10 protein-coding genes and 1 pseudogene are annotated in these 10,282 nt (G+C 68.9%); 9 read left to right on the top strand and 2 right to left on the bottom strand.

Features of this window, described 5'->3' with window-relative positions; genetic code table 11:
* The 5 genes from FFS10_RS23245 to FFS10_RS21775 form a co-directional block, all read left to right on the top strand.
* The coding region (locus tag FFS10_RS23245) for a hypothetical protein (RefSeq protein ID WP_212744173.1) at positions 1-184 on the top strand (184 nt) is incomplete at its 5' end.
* Between the two features lie 48 nt (positions 185-232).
* Complete coding sequence (locus tag FFS10_RS21760) at positions 233-2,536, top strand: NADP-dependent malic enzyme (RefSeq protein WP_137896690.1); 2,304 nt, start codon at positions 233-235, stop codon at positions 2,534-2,536.
* Positions 2,537-2,658: 122 nt separating this feature from the next.
* Entirely contained in the window at positions 2,659-3,690 is a 1,032-nt protein-coding gene (locus FFS10_RS21765; protein WP_137896691.1) for an ABC transporter substrate-binding protein, read from the top strand.
* Positions 3,687-4,526 carry an ABC transporter ATP-binding protein gene (locus tag FFS10_RS21770; RefSeq protein ID WP_137896692.1) on the top strand — a complete coding sequence of 280 codons (840 nt, stop codon included), beginning with the start codon at positions 3,687-3,689 and terminating at the stop codon, positions 4,524-4,526. Before FFS10_RS21765 ends, FFS10_RS21770 begins: the two co-directional genes overlap by 4 nt.
* Entirely contained in the window at positions 4,523-5,290 is a 768-nt protein-coding gene (locus tag FFS10_RS21775) for an ABC transporter permease (protein WP_137896693.1), read from the top strand. Before FFS10_RS21770 ends, FFS10_RS21775 begins: the two co-directional genes overlap by 4 nt.
* Before the next feature lie 85 nt (positions 5,291-5,375).
* Here the strand turns inward: FFS10_RS21775 and FFS10_RS21780 are convergent, their stop codons facing one another.
* Both FFS10_RS21780 and FFS10_RS21785 read right to left on the bottom strand, forming a co-directional pair.
* Entirely contained in the window at positions 5,376-5,675 is a 300-nt protein-coding gene (locus FFS10_RS21780; RefSeq protein WP_137896694.1) for an addiction module antidote protein, read from the bottom strand.
* A 5-nt stretch (positions 5,676-5,680) separates the two neighbouring features.
* On the bottom strand, positions 5,681-5,977 hold the full coding sequence (locus FFS10_RS21785; RefSeq protein ID WP_137896695.1) for a type II toxin-antitoxin system RelE/ParE family toxin: 297 nt from the start codon (positions 5,975-5,977) through the stop codon (positions 5,681-5,683).
* Positions 5,978-6,055: 78 nt separating this feature from the next.
* Here FFS10_RS21785 and FFS10_RS21790 point away from each other — a divergent pair.
* From FFS10_RS21790 to FFS10_RS21805, 4 genes and pseudogenes are all read left to right on the top strand, one after another.
* Positions 6,056-6,163: pseudogene (locus tag FFS10_RS21790) on the top strand (ABC transporter permease); the annotation flags it as partial.
* Positions 6,164-6,197: 34 nt separating this feature from the next.
* On the top strand, positions 6,198-7,238 hold the full coding sequence (locus tag FFS10_RS21795) for a LysR family transcriptional regulator (protein WP_249931384.1): 1,041 nt from the start codon (positions 6,198-6,200) through the stop codon (positions 7,236-7,238).
* Between the two features lie 97 nt (positions 7,239-7,335).
* Positions 7,336-8,784: a sulfatase family protein gene (locus tag FFS10_RS21800; RefSeq protein ID WP_137896696.1), complete on the top strand. Its 1,449-nt coding sequence runs from the start codon at positions 7,336-7,338 to the stop codon at positions 8,782-8,784.
* Positions 8,781-10,148 (top strand): FAD-binding oxidoreductase, encoded by a 1,368-nt coding sequence (locus tag FFS10_RS21805; protein WP_249931385.1) that lies wholly within the window; start codon positions 8,781-8,783, stop codon positions 10,146-10,148. The genes FFS10_RS21800 and FFS10_RS21805 overlap by 4 nt, the downstream gene beginning before the upstream one ends.
* The last annotated feature ends 134 nt before the right edge of the window (positions 10,149-10,282 follow it).

Raw genomic sequence — 10,282 nt, forward strand, 5'->3', positions numbered from 1 at the left:
CTGGGAGTGCCAAGGCTGTCATGACCTCAAGCTCTCGAACCGCCCGGTGCGGACCCGCATGCCGGGTGGTGTGGCAGGGGTGCCTCCGATCATGGAGGCCCCCTATGCCGATTTTCAGTGGCATTTCCCTTGCCACCGGCAATACTGTATGAACCAGAAAGCGGCCAAAACAAGGCTATGCTGACGACATAGACCCTGAGCAAGACAACAGGCATCCCGAGGAGCAACGAGCATGAAACAAGACCTCTCCCCCGCCGAACAGGCCCTGCGCGACGCCGCGCGCGACTACCACCGCCTGCCCTCGCGCGGCAAGATCTCCGTCACCCCCACCAAGCCGCTGTCCAACCAGCGCGACCTGTCCCTCGCCTACTCCCCCGGCGTGGCCTACCCTTGCCTGGACATCCAGGCCGACCCCTCCCTGGCCGCCGAATACACCTCGCGCGGCAACCTGGTCGGCGTGATCACCAATGGCACGGCCGTGCTGGGCCTGGGCGACATCGGCCCGCTGGCCGGCAAGCCCGTGATGGAGGGCAAGGGCTGCCTGTTCAAGAAGTTCGCCGGCATCGACGTGTTCGACATCGAGCTCGCCGAGCGCGACCCGGACAAGCTGGTCGACATCATCGCTGCCATGGAGCCCACGCTGGGCGGCATCAACCTCGAGGACATCAAGGCGCCCGAGTGCTTCTACATCGAGCGCAAGCTGCGCGAGCGCATGAACATCCCGGTGTTCCACGACGACCAGCACGGCACGGCCATCATCTCGGCCGCCGCCCTGCTCAACGGCCTGGAACTGGTGGGCAAGCAGATCAGCGAGGTCAAGATCGCCGTCTCCGGCGCGGGCGCCGCGGCCATCGCCTGCCTGGACGTGATGGTGGGCCTGGGCGCCAAGCCGGCCAACATCCACGCCTGCGACTCCAAGGGCCTGATCTACATGGGCCGCCCCGGCGGCTTCGACGAATCCAAGGCGCGCTACGCGCAGAAGGACAGCGGCGCACGCAGCCTGGCCGACGTGGTGCAGGACGCCGACGTCTTCCTCGGCTGCTCGGCCCCCGGCGTGCTGACCCAGGACATGGTCAAGACCATGGCCCAGAGCCCCATCATCCTGGCCCTGGCCAACCCCGAGCCCGAGATCCGGCCCGAGCTGGCCAAGGCCGTGCGCCCGGACTGCATCATCGCCACCGGCCGCTCGGACTACCCGAACCAGGTCAACAACGTCCTGTGCTTCCCCTACATCTTCCGCGGCGCGCTGGACTGCGGCGCGAGCAAGATCACCGAGGCCATGAAGCTGGCCTGCGTGCGCGAGATCGCCGAGCTGGCCAAGGCAGACATCAGCGAGGAAGTGGCGCACGCCTATGCCGGCCAGGAACTGGCCTTCGGCACCGACTACATCATCCCCAAGCCCTTCGACTCGCGCCTGATCCTGCGCATCGCGCCGGCCGTGGCCAAGGCGGCCGCCGAGTCGGGCGTGGCCGCGCGGCCGATCCAGGACATGGACGCCTACCGCCAGCACCTCACGCGCTTCGTCTACTCGACCGGCATGCTGATGCGCCCGGTGTTCAGCGCGGCGCGCGCAGCCACGCAGGCCAAGCGCGTGGCCTACGCCGAGGGCGAGGACGAGCGCGTGCTGCGCGCCGCCCAGCTGGCGCTGGAGGACGGCCTGGCCAAGCCCATCCTGATCGGCCGCCCGGCCGTGATCGAGGCGCGCATCGCCAAGGCCGGCCTGCGCCTAGCGCTCGGCCGCGACGTGGAATGCGTGAACCCCGAGGACGACCCGCGCTTCCGCCAGTACTGGGAGACCTACCACCGCCTGATGGGCCGGCGCGGCGTCAGCCCCGAGGCCTCCAAGGCCGCGGTGCGCCGCTCCACCACGACGATAGGCGCGCTGATGGTGCGCCTGGGCGACGCCGACGCCATGCTGTGCGGCCTGCACGGGCGCTTCGACACCCACCTGGACCATATCCGCGACGTGATCGGCCTGAAGGCCGGCGCGCCGGGCTTCGCCACGCTGAACGCGCTGATGCTGCCCAAGCACACGCTGTTCATCGCCGACACCTTCGTCAACGAGGACCCGAGCGCCGAGCAGCTGGCCAGCATCGCCATGATGGCCGCCGACGAGGTGCGCCGCTTCGGCCTGCCGCCCAAGGTGGCCTTCCTCTCGCACTCCAACTACGGCTCGTCCAACCGCGCCTCGGCGCGCAAGATGCGCGTGGCGCGCGACCTGTTCGCCCAGATGGCGCCCGACGTGGAATGCGACGGCGAACTGCACGGCGACGCCGCCCTGTCCGAGGAGATACGCAACGCCACGCTGATGGAGACCACGCTGCACGGCGAGGCCAACATCCTGATCTGCCCCAACCTCGACGCGGCCAACATCCTGTTCAACGTGCTCAAGGTCACGGGCGGCCAGGGCGTGACCGTGGGCCCCATCCTGCTCGGCGCCGCTGCCACGGCCCATGTGCTGACCCCCTCGGCCACCGTGCGCCGCGTGATCAACATGACGGCTCTGGCCGTGGCCAACGCCAACGCCGTGCGCTAGCCCCAAACGGCGTATTCCTGCAGGGCACCGTCCTCGGTGACAATGGCGGAGAAAGGGTGCCAGCCCCTGCGACTGGCACCCTTTTTGCAAGCTCGTCCCATGTCCCCTGTCCTGGAGTGCCCATGCAAAAACGCGTCCTTCTCAAGTCCCTCGCGGCCCTCACCGCGGCCCTGAGCTTCGCCAGCGCCCAGGCCCAGACCACCCCGATCAAGTTCCAGCTCGACTGGCGCTTCGAAGGCCCGGCCGCCCTGTTCCTCGCGCCCGCGGCCAAGGGCTACTTCAAGGACGCCAAGCTCGACGTCAGCATAGACGCCGGCAACGGCTCGGGCGGCACGGTCACGCGCGTGGCCTCGGGCACCTACGACATGGGCTTCGCCGACCTCGCGGCCCTGATGGAGTTCCACGCCAACAACCCCGACGCGCCGAACAAGCCCGTGGCGGTGATGATGGTCTACAACAACACACCGGCCGCCGTGATGGCGCTCAAGAAATCCGGCATCACCCGCCCGAAGGACCTGAACGGCAAGAAGCTCGGCGCCCCGGTGTTCGACGCCGGCCGCCGCGCCTTCCCCATCTTCGCCAAGGCCAACGGCGTGGGCAGCGTGGCCTGGACCGCCATGGACCCGCCGCTGCGCGAGACCATGCTGGTACGCGGCGACGTGGACGCCATCACCGGCTTCACCTTCACCTCGCTGCTCAACCTTGAGGCGCGCGGCGCCAAGGCCAGCGAGGTGGTCGTGCTGCCCTACGCCGATTTCGGCGTCAAGCTCTACGGCAACGTGATCATCGCCACGCCTAAGCTGATCCGCGAGAACCCGGCCGCGGTCAAGGCCTTCCTGCAGGCCTTCACCAAGGGCGCCAAGGAGGTCATCGCCAAGCCCGAGGCCGCCATCGAATACGTCAAGCAGCGCGACGGCATCATCAACACCGAGCTCGAGACGCGCCGCCTCAAGCTGGCCATAGACACCGTGGTCAACAGCCCCGACGCGCGCGCCGAGGGCTTCGGCCAGGTCGTGCCGAGCCGGCTCTCGCTGATGGCCTCGCAGGTCTCGGACGCCTTCGGCACCAAGACCCGCGTCAACCCCGAAGCGGTCTGGAACGGCAGCTTCCTGCCGGCCAAGGCCGAGCTGAACATCCTGCCGGCCAAGAAATGACGGGCGCCGGCACCGGCCCCTTCGTCGAGTTCCGCGACGTCTGGCTGGCCTACAACGAGGAGCTGCTGGCCCAGAACCACTTCGCGGTGGAAGGCATAGACCTGCAGGTGCGGCAGGGCGAGTTCATCGCCATCGTCGGCCCCTCGGGCTGCGGCAAGTCCACCTTCATGAAGCTGACCACCGGCCTGAAGATGCCCTCCATGGGCAAGATCCTGATCGACGGCCAGCCCGTCACCGGCCCGCTCAAGATCTCGGGCATGGCCTTCCAGGCGCCCTCGCTGCTGCCCTGGCGGACCACGGTGGACAACGTGCTGCTGCCGCTGGAGATCGTCGAGCCCTACCGCTCCAGCTTCAAGGCCCAGCGCAAAAGCTACGAGGCCCGCGCCCGCGCCCTGCTGCAGAAGGTGGGCCTGGGCGGCTACGAGGACAAATTCCCCTGGCAGCTCTCGGGCGGCATGCAGCAGCGCGCCAGCATCTGCCGCGCGCTGATCCACGAGCCCAAGATGCTGCTGCTGGACGAGCCCTTCGGCGCGCTCGACGCCTTCACGCGCGAGGAGCTGTGGTGCATCCTGCGCGACCTCTGGACCGAGCAGCGCTTCAACGTGATCCTGGTCACGCACGACCTGCGCGAATCCGTCTTCCTGGCCGACACCGTCTACGTCATGAGCAAGAGCCCGGGCCGCTTCGTGGTCAAGAAGCAGATCGCCCTGCCGCGCCCGCGCGATCTCGAGATCACCTACACGCGCGAGTTCACCGACATCGTGCACGAGCTGCGCGGCCACATCGGCGCCCTGCGCGCACAAGCGGCGCCAGCCGGCGCGGAGGTGGCGCCATGAACCGCAGGCTGCTCGAGCGCTGGTCGCCCTGGCTGCTGCTGGCGGCCGTGCTGCTGCTGTGGCAGATCGTCTGCTCGGCCTTCCAGGTTTCGGAGTTCATCTTCCCCAGCCCCTGGCGCATCTGGACCCAGTTCCTGGAGTTCAAGTGGATCATCGCCGGCCATGCCTGGCGCACCTTCTGGGTCACCATGGCGGGCTTTGGCCTGGCCATCGTGGTCGGCGTGCTGCTGGGCTTCGTGATCGGCAGCTCGCGCCTGGCCTACGCCGCCATGTACCCGCTGATGACGGCCTTCAACGCCCTGCCCAAGGCGGCCTTCGTGCCCATCCTGGTGGTCTGGTTCGGCATAGGCATAGGCCCCGCCATACTCACGGCCTTCCTGATCAGCTTCTTCCCCATCATGGTCAACATCGCCACCGGCCTAGCCACGCTGGAGCCCGAGCTCGAGGACGTGCTGCGCGTGCTGGGCGCCAAGCGCTGGGACGTGCTGGTCAAGGTGGGCCTGCCGCGCTCCCTGCCCTATTTCTACGCCTCGCTAAAGGTCGCGATCACGCTGGCCTTCGTCGGCACCACGGTCTCCGAGATGACGGCCGCCAACGAGGGCATAGGCTACCTCTTGATCAGCGCCGGCTCGGCCATGCAGATGGGCCTGGCCTTCGCCGGCCTGCTGGTCGTGGGCGCCATGGCCATGATCATGTACGAGCTGTTCAGCCTGGTGGAAAAGCACACCACGGCCTGGGCGCACCGGGGCAGCCAGGGCGAGTGAGCGCCGGTGGCGGCTGGCTGCCTCGATGGAGACGGGCACGGTGGAATAAGGAAGGTCCCCTGGCGCAATGGGCTGGACACCTCAGTCAGCGATGACTGGCCTCGGCATGCAGCTTGAGCCCCAAAGCCCCGATGACTTTGAGGATGGTATCGAAGCCGGGGCTGCGTTCACCGGAGAGCGCCTTGTAAAGGCTTTCGCGGGAGAGCCCGGCATCTCGCGCGACCTGTGCCATGCCTTTGGCACGGGCGATGTCGCCAAGCGCCTTGGCAATGAAAGCGGCGTCTCCGTCCGCCTCTTCGAGGCAGGCTTCGAGGTAGGCGGCCATTTCCTCAGGTGTTCTGAGGTGTTCGGCAACGTCGTAGCGAGTGGTAGCGGTCTTGGCCATAGCGGCTACTCCGATAAATGACGCGCGAGGCGCAAGGCAGCCTTGATGTCCTTGGCTTGGGCGCTCTTGTCGCCGCCAGCCAGGAGAATGATCAGCTCTCGCCCCTGCTGCTTGAAATAGACCCGGTACCCTGGGCCGTAGTGGATTCGCAACTCCGACACGCCTTCGCCGACTGGCGCGACGTCCCCCGGGTTTCCGGTCGCAAGCCTCTCGATTCTGGCTTGAACACGCGCCCTGGCATGGATGTCACGCAGACCATCGAGCCACTGGACAAAGACGGCTGTCTTGCGAATCTCAACCATGCATCAATGTAGCCATACGGCTACATGATGTCAATGGGGCGATACACATGCTTCGAGGTGCTCAGCGCAGAGTGGAGCGCCGGCCTGGTGGTCGTGGGCGCCATGGCCATGATCATGTACGAGCTGTTCAGCCTGGTGGAAAAGCACACCACGGCCTGGGCGCACCGGGGCAGCCAGGGCGAGTGAGCGGCGGACCGGCGCCGGCGGCCAGGGTGCTACCATGGCCGTCCGCCTTCGCCCGACCGCCCAGATGCCCTCCCGACCGCCGGCCGATGCCAAGCGCCCGCCCATGGCGGCCTCCAAGCCCCTGACGCGCCTGACGCTGCGCCAGCTGCGCTACTTCGTCGAGATCGCCCACAGCCGCAGCTTCTCGCGCGCGGCCGAGCAGCTGGCCGTCGCCCAGCCGGCACTGAGCCAGAACATCGCAGCCCTCGAAGCCGAGCTCGGTGCCAGGCTGTTCGAGCGCCACCCCAAGGGGGTCGACCTCTCGCCCGAGGGACACCGCCTGTACCAGCGCGCGACCGAGCTGCTCGGCGGCTTCGACGGCCTGCGCGAGCTGGTCGCGGGCCGCGAGGCGCGCCCTGCGGGGCGCGTGCGCCTGTGCCTCGATGCCTCGCTGGCCGGCGTGCTGATCGCGCCGACGCTGCGCGCGGTCGAGACCCGCTACCCCGAGATCGAGCTGGCCATCAGCTACGGCCTGTCCTTCGAGGCGCGCATGCAGGTCGAGTCGGGCCGCTCGGACCTGGCCCTGATGCCCAGCGCCGCCGAGCTCGAGGGCATTGCGTCGCTGCCGCTGTTCGAGGAGCGCTTCCTGCTCTTCGGGGCCTATGCGGCGATGCGCAGGGCGCCCCGGCAGATCCCGTTCGCCGAGCTCGCGCGCCGCCCGCTCGCCGCGCCGGATCGGGCCCATGACCTGCGCAAGGTCATCGAGCGGGCCGCCAGCGCCGCCGAGCTCGCGCTCGACGTGCGCTACGAGCTCAACAGCGCGGCGCTGCTGCTAGGCGTGGTCAAGGAGGGGCTGGCCTGGACCATACTGCCCGACAGCGCCTGCGTCGACGCCGTGGCGGCCAAGGCCGTGGCCGGGCGCCCCATCGTCGACCCCGAGCTCAGCCGCGTGCAGGCGCTGGTCTGGCTGCAGGGGCGCCCGCTGACGCCGGCGGCCCTGGCGGTGCGCGACGCGGTCGTCGACCTGGTCGCCGCCCTGGTGCGCGAGGGGCGGCTGCGCGGCCGCCTGATCGACACGGCCCATAAGAAAACCTGATACCCCGACCCTCCCAGACAGTATTGGATTCGCCCGCGGGATTGCGTCAGAGTCTCCTCCATCCAGGCGCATGGGCGCCCATCCAACAGGAGACAACATGCCCCGCAAGAACCTCGTGGTCATCATGTCCGACGAGCACGACCCGCGCATCATGGGCTGCTCGGGTCACCCTTTCGTGAAGACCCCCCATCTCGACGCCCTGGCGTGCCGGGGGGTTCGCTTCACGAATGCCTACACGCCCAGCCCGATCTGCGTGCCGGCGCGCGCGGCCTTCGCCACCGGCCTGCGGGTGCACCAGATCCGCCACTGGGACAACGCCATGCCCTACACCGGCGCGCAGCGCGGCTGGGGCCATGTGCTGCAGGACCATGGCGTGCGCGTCGAGAGCATAGGCAAGCTGCACTACCGCAACACCGAGGACCCGGTGGGCTTCGACGCCGAGCACCTGCCCATGCATGTGCTCGGCGGCTACGGCATGGTCTGGGCCTCGATCCGCAACCCTTACCGGCCACGCACCGATGGGGTACGCATGCTGGGCGAGCGCATCGGCCCCGGCGAGTCCTCCTACACGCAGTACGACCGCTCGGTGACGCAGCGCGCCGTGCAGTGGCTGCACGAGGCCGGGCAGGACGACGAGCGCGGCTTCGTGCTCTACATCGGCCTGGTCGCGCCCCATTTCCCCTTCGTCGTGCCCCAGGAGTTCTACGACCTCTATCCGACCGACCGCCTGCCCGAGCCCAAGCTGCACCCGGGCACCGGCTACCAGCGCCACCCCTGGGTCCAGGAATACGCCGACTTCATGGGTTCGGAGGACAAGTTCGCCGACGCCGCCGAGCGCCTGCGCGCGTTTGCGGCCTACTACGGCCTGTGCTCCTGGCTCGACCACAACGTTGGCCAGATTGTGGCGGCGCTCGAGGCCTCGGGCCTGGCCGACAGCACCCAGATCGTCTACACCTCGGACCATGGCGACAACCTCGGCGCGCGCGGGGTCTGGGGCAAGTCCACGCTCTACGAGGAGAGTGTGAAGGTGCCCATGCTGCTGGCCGGCCCTGGCGTCGCGCCGGCGGTCTGCGACACACCGGTGGACCTGCTGGACCTGTTCCCGACCATCCTGCAGGCCGCGGGCCTCGATCCCGCGCCGGAGATGGCGCAGCGTCCCGGTCGCTCGCTGTTCGAGGTCGCCACCGCGGCGCCCGACCTCGAGCGCCCCATCCTCAGCGAGTACCACGCCGCCGGCAGCAACAGCGCCGGCTTCATGCTGCGCAAGGGCCGCTGGAAATACCACCACTACGTCGGCTTCCGCCCCGAGCTGTTCGACCTGGAGGCCGACCCCGAGGAGTTGAACGACCTGGCCGGCCAGCCGGAATACGCCGAGGTGCTGGCGCGCGTGCACGCCGAGCTGCTGGCCATCTGCGACCCAGGCGCGGTGGACCGCCAGGCCAAGGCCGACCAGGCCGAGCTGATCCGCCGCATGGGCGGCCCCGACGCGGCCCACCTCATGGGCTCTTCGACCTCGACGCCGGTGACGGCCAAGGCGGCCGCATGAGCGCAAAGGGCGAATCCATGACCCGCGTCGGCCTGCCACTCACCGGCACCGAGATCGAGGAGCGCTTTCTCAGCGACTGGAGCGGACTCAAGCTCGGAAGACCGCAGGAGCTGCACCGCCCCACCAGCACCGAGGAGGTGGCGGCCATCGTCCGCCAATGCCACGAGGCGGGGCGCAAGATCACGGTACAGGGCGGCCTCACCGGGGTGGCCGGCGGCGCCGTGCCTGCCGACGGCGACGTGGTCATCAACCTCGAGCGCATGAACCGCATCGAGCAGCTCGACCCCATCGAGGGCGTGATGCAGGTCCAGGCCGGCGCCACCCTGCAACAGGTGCAGGAGGCGGCGGCCGCGCAGGGCTGGATGTTCGCCGTCGACCTCGGCGCGCGCGGCAGCTGCCAGGTCGGCGGCAATGCCGCGACCAACGCGGGCGGCGTGCGCGTGATCCGCTACGGCACCATGCGCGACGCGGTCCTGGGCGTCGAGGCCGTGCTGGCCGACGGCAGCGTGGTGTCCTCGCTGACGCGCCTGGTCAAGAACAGCAGCGGCCTGGATCCGCGCTTCCTGTTCGTGGGGACCGAGGGCACGCTGGGCATCATCACGCGCCTCACCCTGCGCCTGCACCCGCCGCCCGGCGCCTTGGCCACGGCGCTGGTGGCCGCGCAGGACTCCGAGGCCCTGCCCCGGCTGCTGCGCTCGCTCAAGCGCAGCTTGGGGCATGCGCTGTGCACCTTCGAGTTCATGTCGGCCCCCTTCATGCGCCTGGCCAGCCGGTTGACCGGGGTGGCTTCGCCGCTGCGGGAAGAGGCGCCCTGGTACGTGCTGGTCGAGGCCGCGGGCACGGTGGACCAGGCCATGGACGAGCCGCTGCAGGCCGCGCTGGGACAAGCCCTTGAGGGGGGTGAGATCGTCGACTGTGCGGTCGCCGCATCCCTGTCCCAGGCCGCGGCCTTCTGGCGGCTGCGCGAGTCGATTCCCGAAATCCTGACCCACCTCAAGCCCGCGGCCACGCTGGACATCGGCCTGCCGGGAACGCAGACCGCGTCCTACGTGCAGCAGGTCGAGGCCGCGCTGCGCGAGCGCCTGCCTCAGGCCGAGCACCTGTTTCTCGGCCACTTGGGCGACAACAACCTGCACCTGATCAGCGGGCCGGTGGACGAGGCCGGGCTGCACCTGGTGGACCAGATTGCCTACGGCGCCCTGGGCGGGCGCGGCGGCACGGTCAGCGCCGAGCACGGCATAGGAAGGCTCAAGCGCGAGCATCTGCATGTCACGCGCAATGCGGGCGAGCTCGAACTCATGCGCCGGCTCAAGCAGGCGCTGGACCCGCAGGGCCTGCTGAACCCTGGGCGCATCCTGGCCTGAGCGGCCCTCACGACAGACAATGGAGATGCTATGGATGCCTCCCTCCCCAAGGGGAAGGAAATTGGAGCGCTGAGATGAAACAGTCGTTAGTCAGGAAGGAGACGCCGCGCAGGCGGGGTGGATCCTCTGATGGA

The sequence above is a fragment of the Ramlibacter sp. 2FC genome (assembly GCF_005503345.1).
GTDB lineage: Bacteria > Pseudomonadota > Gammaproteobacteria > Burkholderiales > Burkholderiaceae_C > SCMQ01.

What these genes read in the sequence shown, in the direction of transcription:
- FFS10_RS21760 (WP_137896690.1), top strand. Translation starts at nt 233, where the DNA reads ATGAAACAAGACCTCTCCCCCGCCGAACAGGCCCTGCGCGACGCCGCG.
- FFS10_RS21765 (WP_137896691.1), top strand. Translation starts at nt 2,659, where the DNA reads ATGCAAAAACGCGTCCTTCTCAAGTCCCTCGCGGCCCTCACCGCGGCC.
- FFS10_RS21770 (WP_137896692.1), top strand. Translation starts at nt 3,687, where the DNA reads ATGACGGGCGCCGGCACCGGCCCCTTCGTCGAGTTCCGCGACGTCTGG.
- FFS10_RS21775 (WP_137896693.1), top strand. Translation starts at nt 4,523, where the DNA reads ATGAACCGCAGGCTGCTCGAGCGCTGGTCGCCCTGGCTGCTGCTGGCG.
- FFS10_RS21780 (WP_137896694.1), bottom strand. Translation starts at nt 5,675, where the DNA reads ATGGCCAAGACCGCTACCACTCGCTACGACGTTGCCGAACACCTCAGA.
- FFS10_RS21785 (WP_137896695.1), bottom strand. Translation starts at nt 5,977, where the DNA reads ATGGTTGAGATTCGCAAGACAGCCGTCTTTGTCCAGTGGCTCGATGGT.
- FFS10_RS21795 (WP_249931384.1), top strand. Translation starts at nt 6,198, where the DNA reads ATGGCCGTCCGCCTTCGCCCGACCGCCCAGATGCCCTCCCGACCGCCG.
- FFS10_RS21800 (WP_137896696.1), top strand. Translation starts at nt 7,336, where the DNA reads ATGCCCCGCAAGAACCTCGTGGTCATCATGTCCGACGAGCACGACCCG.
- FFS10_RS21805 (WP_249931385.1), top strand. Translation starts at nt 8,781, where the DNA reads ATGAGCGCAAAGGGCGAATCCATGACCCGCGTCGGCCTGCCACTCACC.